Raw genomic sequence first — 18,346 nt, 5'->3', positions numbered from 1 at the left:
GGGAATTCCACTGCACAAGGCGTAAAGCCGGATATGCCATCTGGATAAAACCCTCTACAAATATCTTACCTCAATGCCCTGAGTTTTACTTAATTTATAGAAAGAAACAAACCGTTTTATGGAGTCACTGCCTGATTTAACCTTTCTGCTTAGTATTTTGTATCTTCTAAGAAGATAATTTTCTGAGTTGCTAGGAAAAGCGAATGATGATCCAGCAGCCATATTAAAATCTTTAAATGGGATAAGCCTGATAAACACCAGTAATCCAGGGACAGCCGTTATGCTTAACGCAATGTCTATTAGTTTTATGTTATCCTTCTTATTTAAAAGGTCACTCAAAATCAAAGAATTTTCAGCTTCTGAAATCGATATAACTTTGAATAAGGACGTATACGATGAGATATAAGCATCTAATATCTCTTTTTCAATCTCATTTTGCCAGCCAATTTTCTCCCGATAAATCTCAATGGCGTTTTGCTTATTCGCCCTATAATCGTACAGGGCAAAATCCATCAAAACGCTCGTATCATTCTCACTCTCAAACACTAAAATTTCTCCTCGGGCAATGCCGAGTAACCTTGCTGATTTTTTCAATACATCCTGATCAAGGCATGTATTCATTATTTTATGATTTAGTTCTTTTGCAATATTTCTATATGTTTTATATTTCTCGATAATAGTCATAGTAATTTTCTCTTTAACCCGCTCATAAAGAACCTGTAATTCCCTTATGGAAGAGATTCGTTGGAACGATATTAAAATTTGCTATAAGGTTTTGATCTTACATTTTGCATCTTTTCACCAGAGCAGAAAAGATGCTCTTGCCACTACATTCCAGCTATCTTATAATAACCTCTCAAACCAGACGAAAATGAAACTTCAAAAACACAGACGAAAATGGCTTTTTTGATGTCTGCTGTCTACAGCTAATTTAAGGCAAATAATGTCATGAAAGGTTTTTCATAAGAGATAACATTTTGACAGGGAGTGATGAGACGTTTAATTCAATAAAAGCATTATATATGGCTGCTAAAGGCGATTTTTACATTAAGTCAGGCAGATATAAAGAAGCAATTGAATATTATGACAAAATTATTAAAATCTATCAATTTAAATTACATCCAAACCCAAAACTTTGGAGTATATGGAACCATAAAGGCGTTGCCTTCGTTAATTTAGGCAAACACAAAAAGGCGCTAGAATGCTTTGATAAAGCATTGAAACTGAATCCTCACGAAGAAGCAGTATGGAACAACAAAGGTAATGCCCTAGATAAATTGGGTAGATATGAAGAGGCAATAGAGTGCCTTGATAAAGCCCTGGAACTAAACCCAAAATACGAAGCAGCGTGGTTAAACAAGGGAATTGCTCTTGATAATTCGGGCAAGCATGAGGAAGCCATCAGATGCTACGATAAAGCTCTTGAAATCAACCCAAAATATAGGCGATATCTTGAGTCTCATGACCGTAAGACTATTCGCGCCTAATTCTCACATTTGAAAAAGGTTGTTTCCATCCCCCTCCTTTGCCATTGCATTTCTTCTATCTTATAATGAAACCACCTTAGCAGACTTAACTCACTTTTTAAAACAAATCCATGGAAATCAACGACAAAAAACTAAAACAAATATTAATAGAGCAAAGCGATGATTTTAAAAGGCATGTCAGCACCCTGGCCGAAGATAGTCACTCCCAAGTCAAGATCATTGGCGAGCAATATAGCTCGATCAAAGAGACCCTGGACTCCCATACAGAAGTGATAGGTTCAATGAAAGAAGATATTGGGATAATAAAAACAATAAGTTCGGCAGAATTATAAGGTTACAAGCACTAACAAAACTACATAGGTGTATAACATGGTAGAAATAGATATGTCATTAGCAAATATTATCTATACTGTTATCGCCATCATTCCGGTCATCGCACTATTAATAATAGTATATTATCTTCGGTATTATTATCCGAAATATTTTGAGGAAAAGGGAAAGAATTTGGCTACGAAACAAGATATCGAAGAGATTACTAGAAAGGTTGAAAGTGTAAAAGCAGATATTGCTCTCGGATTGTCGGTTCAACAAATGAAATATAAGCTGAAACATGAGGCGTGTTTGGAAGCATTAGAACTAATCGATGCATATTTTTCATGTATTTTGAAAAGTCCTAAAGTAGAATCGCTCAAGCAACAAATCTTTACAACAGAACGTGCCAGAGCCTGCCATAGCAAGCTGATACTATCATGCGAAAATACTTTAATTCTAAAAAAGTTTTCAGAGATCTTAACGGGACACGTAGACTCTAAACCATATACTGACTTACTTAATGAATTCAGAAACCTGATACGGCAAGAACTCGGTTTTGGTACTGAATTGGAATTGGATAGAGAAAGTGCATGGATTTCTAATATCATATGCGATAAGTAGGATCATGAGATCTAGGAGGCCGTTATACCGAACGAACAACCTTGTGAATTTATATGTTTATTAAATATTGAGTATTAAATAGAAATATAAATTTAACGCTTGACAAATGTTAAATTTTCTTTCTCGTTGGAAGAAAAAATTACAATGCGTGTTGCTGAGATAATTTCAAGTGTTAAACCACAGGTTACGTTTCTATTATATATTTTAGATAATGAAAACCGGTATGGAGTTCATCAAAAACTCCCTCAAGCGGAAGGTTGATATCGAGGAATTCGCAGTCCTCGAAAAACGCGTCGCCGCCCTCGAATCCAAAGTTAGAGCAAGATAGGATTTCATCCTATTCTCAAGTCTCTTTTTAATAACCTCAACTCAGAGGAGGTTTTTTCTTGCAATAACATAACCCAACCACCAGACGAATTTCGAACCTAATCCACCAGACGAAACTTGAACAACTCTAAAAAACCTGGTATTATAAGCTTAATGCTTAACAAAGACTCCCCTTCTATCCTATCTCTGGAGTCTTTACTTTTGTCCAATTTGCGTCAGGTAACCTATCAAAATGTACGAAATCCGTCATCTCATTCGAACCAAATATGACCCCAAAAACAGACGAAAATCAAACTAAAAACCAAGCGCTAAAGCTCCTCAATTTTGAACCCAAAACCCCTTGCCCTTTCTGCGAGAGCCAAAACACCGCCAAAGCCGGCCAGAGGATAAAGCGAGAGGAGACAGTGCAAAAATATTACTGTAAAACCTGCAAGAAATATTTTTCATCCTCTCCTATGCCTCATAAAACCTATTCTCCCAAAGTTATTCTTAATGGCATCACTTATTATAATCTCGGTTATAAACTCGATGCCACCCGTAAAAAGTTAAACAGCCAATTTAAACAACAGGTTCCCAAAGGCACTCTTCATTCCTGGATAAAACAGTACGAGAATATCTGTACTTTTACCAAATACCGCCGAAAGCTCTCTTTTTCACCGGAAGAAGTAATAACAGAAAAAGTTTTCAAGCATCATCAGGAGTACGCTTTTAAATTCCACCGCTTAAAGCTGAACATCTTCTCAAAAAAGCTCCCGGAAATCAGAAAGTACCTCTGGCAGATTTGTAAAAGCTGTCCAGATGAAATCTTTGAAAACGGGCAAAGGTGTTCTAGCACAATAATAGAAAACGTCCACCTCAGAAGAGAGCGAACGAAAGATAATAACGCGGTCTTACTGGCAAGGCTTGCCCTGCTCCTGGCAAAACGAAACAAAGATAGGCACCCTACAATCCAAGATTTTATGCTGAAGAACGATACCGCTACAGTGGCAGTAGAAGTTCCGGTTTATCTTTATCCCAACGAAGTTCCAGAACTTGGCATAAAGGAACCGATCTGTGGCCACATCGATTTTCTGCAAATCCGCTGGGACAAGGTCTGGATTCTTGACTACAAGCCGGACGCCAAATTCAACCCTGTAAAATCCCTTCATCAGATCTATCTTTATAAGCTCGCCTTGAGCAAAAGGACCGGTATTCCCTTACAAAAGATCAGTGCCGCCTATTTTGATGGTAAAGATTACTTTGAATTAAGGGAGAATTAACAGCTCTGTTTTTCAATTTCCCTCTCTATTTCTTTTCTTTTACCTGCATACTTTGATCTTGACTCCATGACTATTTTCTCCCTATTCCCTTGGGGTTTAAAATTGTAAAAAGGAGGCAAGGTTATTGCAGAAAAGGGATGGGATGTCTTACCATCTATGGCAAGCGTCAGATATAGATGGTGTTTGCCGTGATTTATCAAGTCTTGCCTATTAAATTCAGGAAAGAAGTGTTTCTCCAAGGATTCTCCATTTTCTGCTCCTATTGGAAATGTTATGATAGTCCCTACATTCCCAAATATTGCCTTACTCAATCTCTCGTCCAATTGACCAATATACTGGTGGGCAAGAGAGAGGCACAGCCTGTATTTCCTTGCCTCTGACAAAATACCATCAAAAGTTTCGGTAGCAACAAAATTTTGAAACTCATCAACAAAAAGGTAAAAATCCTTTCTTTGTTCCTCTGTAATATCAATCCTGCCTATTGCTGCAAGCTGTAGTTTTGTGATGATAAGAGAGCCAAGGAAAGAAGAATTATCTTCTCCAATCCTTCCCTTTGCCAAGTTTACAAGGAGGATTTTTTGTTTGTCCATCAGCCCTCTGAAATCCACTTTGTTTTCAACCTGCCCGGTAATGTTCCTGACTAAAGGAACTGATAAAAAGGCTCCCAATTTGTTCTGGATAGGCGCTAAAGCCTCTCCCTTGAATTGATAAAGGTATTTTGGAAACTCGTTCTTCCAGAATGATTTTACGATTGGATCTTTTACCTTTTCTGTAATTTCCTTTCTATACCTCCAATCTGAAAGCATTCTGTATATGTCAAGCAAGGTTTTGCTTTTGTTGTAGTTAAACAAAGTTTTTTCTTCATCAAGCAAAGCCAAAATCGTGTTTCTCAGGATATGTTCCTGTCTGTGCTGCCAGTATTCAGCGTATAATTTCCTAAAAACTGAAACAAGGCTTGAAACTGCAAGATGTTTCCTTTCAGGTCCTACATTTTCCAGAATATTTAAGGCGATTGGGTAATCAACATCAGCAGGGTTGAAATAGATAATATCATCAATTCGATGCGAAGGGATATAATCAAGAAGAGCTTCTACAGCATCTCCGTGCGGATCTATAAAACATACTCCCTCATTTCTGTAAATATCATTCAGAATCATATTTAAGAGAAGAGTTGTCTTTCCCATTCCTGTCTTTCCAATGATATAAATGTGGAGCCGCCTATCCTCCTTCTTTATTCCGAAGACTTTCTCTTCACCTCTGAAATCAGTTTTTGCAAAAAAATTGATGTTTGGCATAAAAGCTGGGCGTAAAAAAAATAACCAAAGAAGCTTTTGATTCCGAATTATTCGGAACAGTACTGCCTCCTTCAGGTAATACTCCCTTGCTAATTAGCAAGAGGAAAAGCTTCTTTGGCGTTGTTTACTTTAAAGAGCTATTTTAGAGGTTTGGTTTGTTTTGGTTTTCAACTCGTCTATGGCGTTTAATCTCTCAACTATCTCGTTAACCGCTTCTCTGTTTCCTTCTCTTGAGAAGCAAACCAGGCTGTTTAAAATTTCAGAGGCTTCTTTTTTTGTCAGACTCTCAGGCACGTTTTCTATGCCGAACTTATGCAAAGCGTACCTTTGTTTTACGGTGGCTGGATCGGTGTTTTCTTCCTTTGGTTTATCTCCATTGCCGTTTATTTTACCCTTATCTTCTGTTTCTACTAAATCTTCTGCCTTTGTTCCTGCGTTTTTCCCATTCTCTCTCTGTAGCTTGGAAATGAGTTCTGATCTCATGTCCCGGGCTATCTCTTTGAATATCTCGCTGGCTATATATCTGGCATTGTTAGGATTTACTTTTAGGGCTTTTTCAAAGGCTTTCTGATAGATCTCGCTGTAAAGCTCTAATCTGTCTTCGATTTTCTTTTCCATGTTTTAGCCTTCTTGAACAACCATTTGTTCAAATTCCTTATCTGGCGTATTCAAGAGTTTTCCACCAAACCCCTCAAGCCTTATTTGTTCATCCACATTCTTTGTCTCCCGGGCTAAGCTTGTAACTGCATTAACTAATCCGTACTTTGTGTGCTCTGAGAAATAGGCGAGAAGATCATCTCTTTGCTCTTCACTCAAGCTGGCAAGCCTTGCAACGTTATTTACTGCCTTTGTCGGCTTCTCAATTGTAATCTCAGTGCTTTCTCTCATCTTCTTAACCCAGGAAGAAAAGATGCTGTTGTCAAACGTTAGTCTGATAATATCTCTTGCCTTTGCCCAGAGTGCCTTATCCTCAAGTTCCCTTGTTTCATCAGACCAGTCTATCTCTCCGATTTCCAAGGTCTGATGCCCCAGATGAACTTTTTTAAGCGAATGCTCTCCGATCAGGCCATTACTACAGATTTTCCTCAAGATGAAGGTCTCAACCCTGAAAGCTGATGCTCCCACTTCCGAGTTTCTGATAATTAACCCGCCGTAGATTATATCTCCTCTGGTGATTTCTGCTGTCAGAGTCCTGTCTATTGCCTTCAAATAAAGCATTGTCTTTGTAACTTCAGCTTTGTAAATCTCCACGGTCTCTTTTTTCCTGAACTCCTCCATTGAGAGGTATAGCAGATCGTAGTTATCCATTATCCGGTATCTGTCTGAGAGTATGGCTCTGATTTGCCTATCTAAGACTCTTACCAGCCTTCTATCTCTTTCTCCAAGCCAGGCATTGATGTTATCTGCTAAAAGTTCGGCCTTTCCAGCAGTAATCATCCTGTCATAGTATCTCTTCGGTATCTCGAGTTTCTCAGCCATCTGTAAGTGTGCCCAGGCAGTCAGTGGAAATCTTCCATGATCTGGTATTTCCAATTCTACTACATGCTCTCCATCCGGTGCTGCTTTTAAACTTCGGCTGTCTACAATCAGATCTAAGCTTGTTTCTTTTTGCCTTTCTAATTCTTTTATCAGTGTTCCAATTTCCATTTTAATTGCCTCCTTAGATGGATTTTTTAATCCACCAACTCAATCCCTGAAACAGGGGACTGAATCGGGGGATGGAGGCTTTGTCCACTAGTTTTAAAAAATCAGCAATTAACTACCTTCCAACTCTTTTGAATATACCAGAGTTGTTTTTGAACGGAATCAGGAACTTTGATTGCTTTTAATCTCTTTAATTCCTTTTTCATGCTGAATTTGCCGGATTTGACCTGTAAAAGCAGGATCTTTGAGCCGGAAATTGCCACAATATCAAAAGGAGAGTGAGTGCTTGTCGCTCTAAAAACAGTATCAGTACTTGTAAAACGGCATTTTCCTTCTCTAAATTATGGTTTCAAGGAAATGTTAATTAGTACCTGTTCAGTCATTTAAAACCCGAAAACAAGAACAGGTACTGCAAATGAACAATAGTTTTGAAACCAGAAATAAGTTACGCACAGGAATAGAAATCTCAGACAAAGAAATATGTCAATTTGTAGTGAATCTTGTGATGCCCCTGTTTGCATTTGCCTTCAATGGCGAATGCGATCTGAAAGATATTGTAAGAGTAATAGTTCATGCATGCTCTCAGTGTATATCAATCGAACAGGCAGCTAAAATATTCAAGAAAGCTCCTAAGGCTCCCGCTATCAGGTTTCATCTAAGAAAAAAACTGGATATAGTGCAGATAGAACAGATGGCAAATGAAATTCTTCAAAGGCTTGCTCGGCCCATTCTTTCTGGAAAATGCCTCGAATTTGCCATAGATATTCACTATATACCATACCATGGCAAGCCTAAGAAGGATGATGCTGAGATAGTGAGATCCAAAGCTAAAAGCGGAACAACACATTTTCATGCATATGCAACGCTCTATGTTATTGTATTGGGCAAAAGGTTTACTCTTGCTGTTAAATACATAAAGAAGGGCACCTCAAACCTGGAAATCGTTGGTTACTTTATGGATGTAATACAATCTCTGAACCTGAGTATCAAAAGGCTGTACATGGATAAGGGATTTTGTGAAGTTCCTGTAATCAACTATCTAAAGAAAAGAAGCATGAATGCCATCATAGCGCTTCCTTTAAAAGGTAAAACTGTCAAATCTTATTTAAAAGGAAAGAAGAGCAAGATCATCAGTTATACAATGAAATCTCAAAAGACAAAAGCTACGGCTACCTTCGACCTTGCAATAGTATGCAAGTACAGCAAAAAAAAGTACAACAGAAGGGGAGCAAAGTATTTCGCCTATGCTCTAATCGGCACTATTCCAAAACCAAGGAAGGTATTTGAAGAATATAGAAAAAGATTCGGGATAGAAACTTCTTACAGGCTTTTAGGTCAATCAAGAGCCAGAACATCCAGCAGGTCACCCGAACTCAGACTGCTGTATGTGGTGATTTCTCTGATAATCCAGAACGCATGGGTTTATTTCAACTGGTCTTACATGAGAGAGAGAAAACAAGGAGTTCGAAAGACAAATGATGGAATAACATTCTACAAGTTCCTTGACAGCATAGTTGAAGGATGCAAAGCTTTTATGGGCAAGGTTACATTCATCATAACGAGGAACATTCCAAATAATGATTTAGTCAGGCGTAGACCACATTCTTGCTGTTTTGGAGGCGAGATGATTTACAACTACTGAGTATGGAACTTTTTCTTCCTTTTCAATACCCTCTTTGCTTCTAACTCTTTTAGGTAACCTTTCTTGTAGGAATTCATAGTTTTCATATTAATTCAGAGAAAACTTCTTCAATGCTTTTCTTCAACGCTTTTGCTATTTTTCCTGCCAGGCGAATGCTCGGCATCCGCTCACCGGTCTCAATCGCTGATATTTCTGATTGATGAACGCCAACCCTACTGGCTAAAGCAGATTGCTTTAGTTTTCTCTCTTTCCTGAGTTCCTTTATTTTATTTTGTAGTTTTATCAACATTATAATCTTAAATTAACTGTATAATTTCATTCTAACCGTATAAATACGGTTGTAAAGTGGACAATCAGGTATTACTGATAATTTTCTCCTGTCAATGATTTCGGAAAAGCCAGCTTGACACTTCTTCTAGCTTTGGTATCATCAGTTCAGTAGGCGGTTTCATAAAAATAAATAAGAAAATATGAATTTCGGGCAGAAGTTGAGGCGATTAAGGGAGGAGAAAGGAATAAGCCAGCAGGAACTGGCAAAAAGACTTGGTTACAAATCAAACAGTTATATTTATGATATAGAGAAGGGGAGTTTTATTCCCACGGATGAGAAAATAAAAAGGCTTGCCAGAGCCTTAATGATCCCTTCCTCAAGGATAAAAGATATTCTATTTGAATCTAGACTCGAAAGTTTGGGGATAAAGGATGCAAATTTTATTAATATGCTTAAGAATTATTCACGTTTAACAAAGAGTGATAAAGAGGCGATTGTGAGAGTTTATCTTGAAAAATGGAAGGGGAGAATCAAAGTATTTTGTAAATAATTGGAGTATTTATGTATCAAATGACAATAAGAGATGTTATATAGCATTTGCTTTTAATATTATAAAAGCGACCTGATCCAAACGTACCCGGAAAGGTTTATAATGTGAGAAAGTTTGAGGATAGTGATTATACAAAGGGGAATCTAAGCTGAGAAGCAAAATAACTGTCAGAAATCTCTCGAACCTTCCTGTTAATTTCGATTATCAATACGGTTTAGCTTCGATGCTCTATTTCAAATTTGCCAGCGCTGATGTTAAGCTGGCAAACGAGACCCATTCCCATCAGGGATTTAAGTTCTATACATTTTCCAATCTTATACTGATGAATAAAAGACACGACAAATCAGGCCTCTGTTTTGAGAGGGCTTTTTTTATTCTGTCTTCACCTGACGATAGATTTATCAAAAGCTTTGCTGAAGGTCTTCTCCAACAGCCTGAATTCTATTTAGATGGACCAAAAGGTAAAGCAAATCTTGGCATAGAGCGTATTGAGATACTCAAAGATTTTTCTTTTGAGGATGAGTGCTGGTTTAAGACTCTTTCGCCCATATATGTTAAGACAATACGAAAGGAGAATGAAAGCCTGCGGGAGATAGATCTTTACCCGACTGAGCCAAAGTTCTATGAGAACCTACACAAGAATCTAATTGAGCGCTTCAGCGAATTTTATGGTAAAGCACCTGCGGATTATTTCGATGTAATTGAAACCGCAGACATAAAGCCCAAACGCATTAAAATTGCAGAAAGCTATAGGCGATGCAACCTCATGAGCCTAAAAATACAGGCAAGCTCTGAATTGCTAAAGTTCGCCTATGAAGCAGGACTTGGGGAGAAGAATGCGATGGGATTCGGGTGTGTGGATGTGGTAAATAGCAGCCAACAGATGAAAAATTTAACCGCAGATGAACGCAGATAAACGCAGATTTATTGATCGGTACTGCATTCATATCACCTTCCATTTAGCTAAAGCAAGACGGATGGCTCAGCAGAAATAGTTTCACTCTGCTCTCCAAACATTTATAAACTTACAGTTAATTTAAAGAGTTTATGAAGGTGGCGAAAAAAGGTGGAAGAGCAAAAAGCTCAAAAATGATGACTATCCAACGCTCCATCTGTGACTCTGACATGGACTGCGCTGCAAAAGAACTCTACCCCAAGGGCGCAAGCTCGATGCTGGGGCTTTTGATAAGTACGGGGATGCCGCCATCGTTTCTGGATGACCTGGAGGAGACGATAAGGGAGGCGAAGGGTGAGGTAATTCAATGCAGCAAATAATCAATCAATTTAGAGCTGAGTTTAAAGAAACAGGTAATTATTGGCTCGATTCTGGAATAATATCTCTATTCTGTGCGTTCAATTTTCCAGAAAATGTGGAATTAGCCGATAAGATGGGAATTACAATAAAAGAACGCATATTTGCTGTTGAGGGAATAAGCGAGGAAACAGTCTCTTCATTTATAAAAGAAGTAGTTAATAATCTTGTAAACACAAATTACATAACTCCTACAAAAAATAAAGATGTTTGGTATGATAATGAAACTGGTGAATTTAAACTTTACCAGAAGACTAACTTTACCCCATTCCACTCAGCACTCATATCGGGACCAGTCCCTTCAATAAAGCAAAAATTATTCTTGAAAGACATGAGTAATGAACAGAAAGAAAAATTTGATAATGCAATAAAATCTTATAATGAAAATAAACAACAGAAAGCAAAGATCAGTCCGAAGCAAGCAAGTGACCTAAATAAAGCATACATACCAATGTATGCGCCAAAACTCACAATTAAGACAGTACTAGATTTCAATACAGGTGAAAATCTTTGTTCATTCTGCGGAAGAAGCACTAAAGGAATGAACCCAACTGGCGTGAATTACCCTTGGATGACCTCCGCGAATAAAATGAAAAATTTTAATTCAATGCACCGTGGTACATCTATCATGTGTGGATATTGTGAAGCAGCGTCCATTGCGGCTTACGACATAGTTCGATATCATATCAATGGGGACCGCGTTTTTATCGCGTTACCACATGCTGAGACTCTTAGTGAACTTTGGAGTGTATGGAAAGAAATAGATCCACACACATCAACACGGGGGACTGAAAATATCTATTGCAATTTTACTGAAGAACGCATCACAGCGTATCACTTAGGTGAGAATTTTGTTTATCTTGCGATTGCAATGTATAATTATTTGAAAAATTATGTATCTCAAAGAGAAATGAAAAATGATGCAGCTTGGAAGCATCTCGCCTCAAAACGATGGTACGCAAGTTCTGGGGTCAAAGCACAAAGTTTACAGTTCCGCAAGACAATGGAATTTACGCGTTTCGGTGATCTCTTCAAATGCTTTGATTTTGTAACTGAAGGGGAAGATGGAGTAAATCTGTATCGCCTTTTCGGTGATTTATTTATTGAAAAAAACGTGGTGTTAGCATAGCAAATGTAATATATAGGGAAAAAATTTCAGAAAAAATACTTAATTTCGAAGATATTACTGATGAAGTTGAGCAGTTCACATTCGAAAAAGGTCGGCCTGTTGAGGGACTTCATCATTTTGTAAAAGTTTACATGACAAAAAGTGTTAATGAGGTGACTCGTATGGAAGAACATATAGTAGAAGTATGCGAGAAGATTGGTGACCGCATTGGAAAATATAGCTACTTCACCAATGATAAGGGTGTACTTTTTGGATTGCGCAACTCCAAGAACCTTACGGAATTCTTGGAAAATCTTAACAGCGCACAATTTAAAATGCCAAATGAAAAATTCTCCGGTCGATTAGAAATTCCAAAAGAATTCCTTCTGAGCATTGATGAGCGGAATTGGCGTCAATATAAGTCTTTAATCACAATTTTTGCAAAGAATCCTCCTCCAAAAAAGGAGGCAAAAGATGAACATGAAGAAATTAAGACAAGGGAGGACTAAAATGGAATCAAATTGTATAAATATAGGTTATTTATTCAAAATGAGTATTGGAAATGCAAATAGTGGATTTAATGAGGATAATGTTTCAACATTGAAAAAGATAACACTTCCAGATGGTTCAACATTGCCATATATATCAGGTCAAGCAATTCGCCGTAGTATTCGGGATAAGTTTTTGGAGGTAGGATTTAAAATCTCACCGTTACAAGATCCACGCACTAATGAAGATATAATAAAGGAAACTAAGACCAAAAGCCCAGATTTCACTGAATGCGACCCAATAACTTATATTGATGATGATTTGTTTGGCTTTATGAGAGCGGTAACTGGGGATAATCGCAAACGTACTTCTCCTGTGCGCGTGAGCCCTGCCATCGGCATCTATCCATTCCAGAATAATCGTGACCTTGGAACTAAAAGCAGTGAACAAACACGAGAGAAAGCTGCATCTGGAGGGGCTATGTTTGAAACAGAAATTACATACAACTACTTCTCTGGTAGTATTCTCATCGAACTCGATCGTATTGGAAAATTTGTTGGCATGGAACTTAATAAAAAAGACGGATTTGAATTAGATGGGAAAACTAAGGCCATGCGTTTGAGTGCACTGATTAATGCAATAGAACATTTATGGGGTGGTGGGAAGCAAACCAGATTACTTACAGATATATCTCCTAAGTTTGTGGCTTATACACGGCAATCTTCAAAACATCCAATATTCCTTGAAACTTTACAAACAAAACAGAATGCTGTTGGATCAATTAATGTTAACCTTCTTAATAATGCATTCAATGCAAACGAGAGCATTATACAGAAAAAACTCGTCGGATATTTGCCCGGCTTCTTTGGCAACGATATTGAAATTAAGCAAATTTTCAATGATATTTTGAATATTGATGAATGTTTAAACCAGATACGAGAAGACATCGAAAGAGTTTATACAGGGTGAAATTTTGGATGCTATTCGACTCCATGTGCGTGGACTTCTGAATTCATATAGAGACCCAAAAACACATAAAATACATCGTACATTTCCTTTCCCACCACGTACAACTCTAATAGGACTTGCAGGAGCTGCTATGGGGCTTTCTGAAGATATTCTTTGGAAAGAATTTAATGACTTAAAAGTCGCAGTAGTTGATGTTACAAAGGATACAATTTTGCACGGTATAGGAAGAACAGATGACCTCGTAAGATATAAAAAATATAAAGATACTACTATCGAATCGAGTATTTTTGTGCGTGAATTGATATATAAACCAGAATACATGGTCTACTATGTTCCAAATCAAAAAAGCACTCTCGAAAAACTCTATAATGCGTTTCTAAACCCAAGATTTGCTTTAAGTTTAGGACGTGATGATGAGCTTATAATATTATATAAAGTTGAAATAGTTAATTTAATTCCCTTAGAAGCAGGTGAGTATGGGGAAACAATTGTACCGTTTAATCCTGCCATTGAGGGGTTTAATATAGATATCAACAATCAAAAGTACTTTGAACCATATAATTTAGCAACCTTACCATCGACGTTTATCTCAAAAAATGGTATGAGAACACCGTCTGGATTACAAACTTATGCTTTTCTTAAAAACTTAAAAATATATATTAAAAAAGATGGGGGATTTACAGATGGAAAATATAATTTTTTCTTGCTCTGATAAGTATAATGAAGATATTCTCGCTAAATTTAATCCTTCAATATCACTTGAAAAACATATTCTCGAATGTATTCGTATTTTCAAAAGATTTAAGAAACATCGTGAGTTGGATGCTAAAAAATTGGCGGAAAGGGCGGATTCTACTGAAAATAGATTGTTGGAAGGTGCATTTTACTGTATTGCATATCATGACCATGGAAAGGCGACAGTTCCTTTTCAATTAAAGATCAGAGGTGAAAAAAACATAAATTGCTCTCATTCTCTAGATTCATTACCATTTATCGAAGCACAGGTCAAAAATAATCCACTTTACGACTCAATTCCAGAGCTACAATTGGAAACACTTGTTGTTGCAAGTCATCACTCTCGGTTGCATCCAGATAAATTTACAAAATGGAAAGGTAAAATGCCGCCAAGCTACTGTGAGAGCTATCTAATTCGTATGGAAGACTTCCTTAACAAAGAATATTCAGATATTTTCAGTGATGAAAAACCAACTGCAATGTATCCAAAACTTAATGAACCAAACTACAACGTGATAAATTATCAATTCTCACAATTAAAATGTCTTTATAGAGAAGATTCTTTGATACGAGATATATTTTCATTTCTAAAGTCAGCAATGCATTATTGCGATTGGTGGGGATCGAGCAATCAAACTGAAAGAATTTTCGTTATCGAAAATGTTACGAATCCTTTAGAGCAGGCAACCCTTGAACGTGCTCAAGAGCGGGATCGAAAACGGGGAACAATTCCACGAGACAAAATAATATGGCACAATTATCAAAAAAAGGTTGGCAGTGTGCAAGGCGATATTTTTTTAAGGGCACCCACCGGAACAGGCAAAACTGAAGCGAGTTTATTATGGGCACAAAATAATCTAAACAGGCACAGGTTACTATACCTACTTCCAACAATGACCACTTCAAACAAAATGTGGGAACGATTAGCGAACATATTTGGTAATGCAAATGTTGCCCTGGTTCATGGAACATCTAGATTTCTTCTGAAAGAAGAATTAAATGAGGATTATCAGGAGAGCACTTATAATTACAAAATGAAAGAAATGAGCGCTTTTTTTTATCCAGTTACAGTTACTACTGTTGACCAATTATTATTTAGTCTCTTTCATTCGAATCAGTGGGAAACTAGGAATGATGCACTCCAAAGTAGTTTATCGATACTTGATGAAATACACGCATATGACCCTTATACGTTAGGACTGATAATAGAGGCAATGAAACTGTCAAGCGCGAGAAGTAAGTTCTGTGTAATAAGTGCGACATTGCCAGATGTAATAAAGCAAATGATAGAAGAGAAAAGTAGAAGAAAATTTTCGTTTATACAAGATGAGGAGTACAATAACCGGATAAAACTTATGATTAATATTGAGGATAAACTAATAGAAGATTGCATTGATCGAGTGATCTTATCGTTTTTAGAAGGGAAAAAAGTACTTGTTATTGCTAATACTGTTGATAAAAGTGTTAAATTATACAACAGTATAATTGAAACACTTGAGAAAAAACTAAAGTTAGAAGACATTAAAAAATCCAGAGAGCGAGTTATGTTATTTCACTCTCGCTTCATTCTTAATCACAGGAATATAAGGGAAAATCAATTGGAAAACTTGCCAAAGGGTGCATTTATTGCAATTACAACGCAAGTTGTCGAAGTGAGTTTAGATATTGATTTTGATGAACTGCATACCGAAGCTGCACCTATCGATTCATTGATCCAGAGATTTGGGCGTGTCAACCGCAATAGACCACAAAATATACTGTGTCCTGCTTATGTTTATCAGGTCAAATCTCAAAGACCATATGATGATATCGATATAATAAAATCTTCTATATCATTGCTCGATGGTGTAGGCAACCAACCAAATGAAGGGATTTTAAGAAGTCTTGTGGATGAATTATATAATGAAGAATATCTACCAAAAATAGAAGCGGGGTTGAAAAAAGCACAACAATTAGTATATCGTGCGATTGAGCAACGAAGATTTTTATACACTGGTAAACTTTTTGATGATGATATTTCTGCCTATACAAGAGAATCTGACTATCCAACTGCTACCTGCATACCAATAGAATATCAGAAAGAGGTAGAAAAACTTAATCCGCTTAATCGTGTTGGATATAATGTCAAGATACCCAAGTGGATATATGATAAAAACAGGGATGTGGATAATGGTGAGATACGATATCTTTACTTACATTATGATCCCTTAATAGGAATAACTGATAAGTCACCCTTTTTAATGATTTGATACGCCAAACTTAATTCGTCAAAATAGAATGACCCAGCCAAATATAAAAGTGGAAGATACAGAAAAAGTCCCATCTGAAGGGATCGTTACCGGCAGTATGCGCATCAGCGGCGTGAAGATAGCGTACTACTTCATTTGCCACACAAAACTCTGGCTTTTCTCGCATAATATCACCCTTGAAAAAGAGAATGATAACGTAAATATTGGAAAGCTCCTGCATGAGGACTGCTACAAGCGCGACTCGAAGGAAATCACTATAGACCAGACGATAAGCATCGATTTCATCAGGAAAGGAGATTCGATAGTCCTCCATGAAATAAAAAAGACAAAGAGAATGGAAGAAGCACATCACTGGCAGATGCTTTACTACCTTTTTTATCTGAAGTCAAAAGGTATCGCGGCATCCGGTGAGATCAATTACCCGCTTATCAGTAAAAGAGAGGAGGTCGTACTATCGGAAAAAGATGAATCGGGTATAGATAACGTGATGAGCGAAATCAGAAGAATCGTAACTGGTAGGATGCCTTCGCCCAAAAAGATCAGGATTTGCCCGAAATGCGCTTACTTCGAGTTCTGCTTTGGAGATGAAATAACATGAAGGATGATTTCTATATTACACAGGACGGCAGCCTGACCAGACATGAGAACACAGTTTACTTTGAGAACGAGAACACAAAACGTGCACTACCGATAAACAAAATATATTCAATATACGCATACGGAAGGTTAAGTTTTTCATCAGGCGTGGTGGATTACCTTGCAAAGAACGGGGTACCGATACATTTCTTCAATTATTACGGCTTCTATGAAGGCACTTTCTACCCGCGAGAAACACTGGTGAGCGGCGACTTGATAGTGAAACAGGCTTCAAATTATCTCGATAGCGGGAAAAGGCTCTGCCTTGCAAAATCCTTCGTGGAAGGCGCGTGCGGCAATATCCTGAGAAACCTGAGATATTATGCGCGGGAAAAACCTGAACTGGAGGCGCGCATCACTAACATCGAATCTGAGTTCGTAAGATTGCCTGCAACAGCGACCATCCCCGAAGTCATGAATGTAGAAGGCAGAATAAGAGAGATTTATTATAATGCTCTTGACGAGATATTCCCGGAAGATTACAAGATAATCAAAAGATCAAGGATGCCGCCAGGAAATAAAATGAATACACTCATCAGCTTCGGTAACTCATTAATGTACACTACAGTTCTTTCAGAGATTTATAATACCCAGCTTAACCCTACAATATCCTTTCTTCACGAGCCCTTTGAGAGGCGGTTCTCACTAGCTCTTGACATGAGCGAGATATTCAAGCCAATCATGATAGACAGGATAATCTTTAAACTGGTGAATAAGAACATGCTTGATGAGGATTGTTTCAGGGGTGAGATTGGGGATATGCTGCTGAGTGAAAAAGGAAAAAAGATGTTCCTGGCAGAATACAATGAGAAACTATCTACTACGATAAAACACCGGGGGTTGGACAGAAACGTTTCTTTCAAGAGACTCATCAGGCTTGAACTATATAAACTGGTAAAACATTGTCTTGGTGAAAAGGAATACAAACCTCTTGTAATGTGGTGGTAATTCTGTACGTGGTAATCGTCTATGACGTAGGGGTAGAAAGGGTAAATAAAATAAGAATTTATCTCAAGCAATATCTTAACTGGGTGCAGAACAGTGTTTTTGAAGGTGAGCTTACCGAGCCTGAATATATGAAAATAACGAGTCATTTAAAAGAGATAACCGATGAGTCATTGGATCATGTAATATGCTACAAGAGCAGGGATAAGAGGTATCTTGATACAGATGAGATCGGCACCAGAAAAGCTGAAATTTCAACAATAATTTGATTTGATACCTAAAAAATCGTGGATCTTTATAAAGGCGATACAAAACCTCACATTCACGATAAAAATCTTCTTTTTACCAAAGTTTTTTGTGGATGGAGTTCAATTGAGATTTAAGATTAAAAACGATAGACAATTCCCATAAAAATTGTCTCGAAAATACCAACAAATCCATAGAAAAACTGGCTTAAAAAAGCTAGGTTAAAATCAGACCTTAGAGGGATTGAAA

General features: G+C 37.4%; 21 protein-coding genes. 16 read left to right on the top strand and 5 right to left on the bottom strand.

All coding sequences use genetic code 11. From position 1 onward, the window contains the following. Positions 1-54: 54 nt before the first annotated feature. Complete coding sequence (locus MNV_RS10605; RefSeq protein ID WP_096205895.1) at positions 55-684, bottom strand: hypothetical protein; 630 nt, start codon at positions 682-684, stop codon at positions 55-57. A gap of 293 nt (positions 685-977) precedes the next feature. Here MNV_RS10605 and MNV_RS10600 point away from each other — a divergent pair, with 293 nt between their 5' ends. The 4 genes from MNV_RS10600 to MNV_RS10585 all read left to right on the top strand — a co-directional run bounded on the left by MNV_RS10600 (position 978) and on the right by MNV_RS10585 (position 4,006). Further along, positions 978-1,487 carry a tetratricopeptide repeat protein gene (locus tag MNV_RS10600; RefSeq protein WP_096205893.1) on the top strand — a complete coding sequence of 170 codons (510 nt, stop codon included), beginning with the start codon at positions 978-980 and terminating at the stop codon, positions 1,485-1,487. 110 nt (positions 1,488-1,597) lie between these two features. Then, positions 1,598-1,819, top strand: coding sequence for a hypothetical protein (locus MNV_RS10595; protein ID WP_096205891.1), 222 nt, complete (start codon positions 1,598-1,600; stop codon positions 1,817-1,819). A gap of 37 nt (positions 1,820-1,856) precedes the next feature. Then, positions 1,857-2,420 (top strand): hypothetical protein, encoded by a 564-nt coding sequence (locus MNV_RS10590; RefSeq protein ID WP_096205890.1) that lies wholly within the window; start codon positions 1,857-1,859, stop codon positions 2,418-2,420. Positions 2,421-3,013: 593 nt separating this feature from the next. Beyond that, positions 3,014-4,006 carry a hypothetical protein gene (locus MNV_RS10585; RefSeq protein ID WP_096205888.1) on the top strand — a complete coding sequence of 331 codons (993 nt, stop codon included), beginning with the start codon at positions 3,014-3,016 and terminating at the stop codon, positions 4,004-4,006. Here MNV_RS10585 and MNV_RS10580 read toward each other — a convergent pair. The 3 genes from MNV_RS10580 to MNV_RS10570 form a co-directional block, all read right to left on the bottom strand. Then, positions 4,003-5,301 (bottom strand): type IV secretory system conjugative DNA transfer family protein, encoded by a 1,299-nt coding sequence (locus MNV_RS10580; protein ID WP_096205887.1) that lies wholly within the window; start codon positions 5,299-5,301, stop codon positions 4,003-4,005. The two genes, MNV_RS10585 and MNV_RS10580, sit on opposite strands and share 4 nt — an antisense overlap. A gap of 129 nt (positions 5,302-5,430) precedes the next feature. Further along, the gene (locus MNV_RS10575; RefSeq protein WP_096205885.1) at positions 5,431-5,919 is read right to left on the bottom strand and encodes a hypothetical protein; all 489 of its coding nucleotides are present in this window, start codon (positions 5,917-5,919) and stop codon (positions 5,431-5,433) included. A gap of 3 nt (positions 5,920-5,922) precedes the next feature. Continuing rightward, positions 5,923-6,948: a DUF932 domain-containing protein gene (locus MNV_RS10570; protein WP_096205884.1), complete on the bottom strand. Its 1,026-nt coding sequence runs from the start codon at positions 6,946-6,948 to the stop codon at positions 5,923-5,925. 412 nt (positions 6,949-7,360) lie between these two features. Here MNV_RS10570 and MNV_RS10565 point away from each other — a divergent pair, with 412 nt between their 5' ends. After that, entirely contained in the window at positions 7,361-8,587 is a 1,227-nt protein-coding gene (locus tag MNV_RS10565; protein ID WP_096205882.1) for an ISH3 family transposase, read from the top strand. A gap of 82 nt (positions 8,588-8,669) precedes the next feature. Here MNV_RS10565 and MNV_RS10560 read toward each other — a convergent pair whose 3' ends face one another. Continuing rightward, a complete protein-coding gene (locus MNV_RS10560) occupies positions 8,670-8,876 on the bottom strand; it encodes a helix-turn-helix transcriptional regulator (RefSeq protein ID WP_218837995.1) in 207 nt (68 codons plus the stop codon). Positions 8,877-9,057: 181 nt separating this feature from the next. Between MNV_RS10560 and MNV_RS10555 the strand changes: the two genes are divergently transcribed. The 11 genes from MNV_RS10555 to cas2 all read left to right on the top strand — a co-directional run bounded on the left by MNV_RS10555 (position 9,058) and on the right by cas2 (position 18,120). Further along, complete coding sequence (locus tag MNV_RS10555) at positions 9,058-9,408, top strand: helix-turn-helix domain-containing protein (protein WP_096205879.1); 351 nt, start codon at positions 9,058-9,060, stop codon at positions 9,406-9,408. 148 nt (positions 9,409-9,556) lie between these two features. Further along, entirely contained in the window at positions 9,557-10,324 is a 768-nt protein-coding gene (gene cas6, locus MNV_RS10550) for a CRISPR-associated endoribonuclease Cas6 (protein ID WP_096205878.1), read from the top strand. A gap of 131 nt (positions 10,325-10,455) precedes the next feature. Next, the gene (locus MNV_RS10545; RefSeq protein ID WP_096205876.1) at positions 10,456-10,683 is read left to right on the top strand and encodes a hypothetical protein; all 228 of its coding nucleotides are present in this window, start codon (positions 10,456-10,458) and stop codon (positions 10,681-10,683) included. Then, positions 10,671-11,849 (top strand): hypothetical protein, encoded by a 1,179-nt coding sequence (locus tag MNV_RS10540; protein ID WP_096205874.1) that lies wholly within the window; start codon positions 10,671-10,673, stop codon positions 11,847-11,849. The genes MNV_RS10545 and MNV_RS10540 overlap by 13 nt, the downstream gene beginning before the upstream one ends. Positions 11,850-12,010: 161 nt before the next feature. After that, positions 12,011-12,337 carry a hypothetical protein gene (locus MNV_RS10535; RefSeq protein WP_096205872.1) on the top strand — a complete coding sequence of 109 codons (327 nt, stop codon included), beginning with the start codon at positions 12,011-12,013 and terminating at the stop codon, positions 12,335-12,337. 1 nt (position 12,338) lies between these two features. Continuing rightward, on the top strand, positions 12,339-13,286 hold the full coding sequence (gene cas7i, locus MNV_RS10530; protein ID WP_179293930.1) for a type I-B CRISPR-associated protein Cas7/Cst2/DevR: 948 nt from the start codon (positions 12,339-12,341) through the stop codon (positions 13,284-13,286). A gap of 4 nt (positions 13,287-13,290) precedes the next feature. Further along, positions 13,291-13,998, top strand: coding sequence for a CRISPR-associated protein Cas5 (gene cas5 / locus MNV_RS10525; protein ID WP_179293929.1), 708 nt, complete (start codon positions 13,291-13,293; stop codon positions 13,996-13,998). Further along, complete coding sequence (cas3, locus tag MNV_RS10520; protein ID WP_179293928.1) at positions 13,970-16,270, top strand: CRISPR-associated helicase Cas3'; 2,301 nt, start codon at positions 13,970-13,972, stop codon at positions 16,268-16,270. Before cas5 ends, cas3 begins: the two co-directional genes overlap by 29 nt. Positions 16,271-16,298: 28 nt before the next feature. Then, positions 16,299-16,868 carry a CRISPR-associated protein Cas4 gene (gene cas4, locus MNV_RS10515; protein ID WP_218837994.1) on the top strand — a complete coding sequence of 190 codons (570 nt, stop codon included), beginning with the start codon at positions 16,299-16,301 and terminating at the stop codon, positions 16,866-16,868. Then, positions 16,865-17,854, top strand: coding sequence for a type I-B CRISPR-associated endonuclease Cas1b (gene cas1b, locus MNV_RS10510; RefSeq protein WP_096205865.1), 990 nt, complete (start codon positions 16,865-16,867; stop codon positions 17,852-17,854). Before cas4 ends, cas1b begins: the two co-directional genes overlap by 4 nt. A gap of 2 nt (positions 17,855-17,856) precedes the next feature. Then, on the top strand, positions 17,857-18,120 hold the full coding sequence (gene cas2 / locus MNV_RS10505) for a CRISPR-associated endonuclease Cas2 (RefSeq protein WP_096205921.1): 264 nt from the start codon (positions 17,857-17,859) through the stop codon (positions 18,118-18,120). The last annotated feature ends 226 nt before the right edge of the window (positions 18,121-18,346 follow it).

It is taken from the genome of Candidatus Methanoperedens nitratireducens (assembly GCF_900196725.1).
GTDB lineage: Archaea > Halobacteriota > Methanosarcinia > Methanosarcinales > Methanoperedenaceae > Methanoperedens > Methanoperedens nitroreducens_A.
Note: the sequence above shows the minus strand (reverse complement) of the source record. Positions and strands in the feature narration are given on the sequence as shown.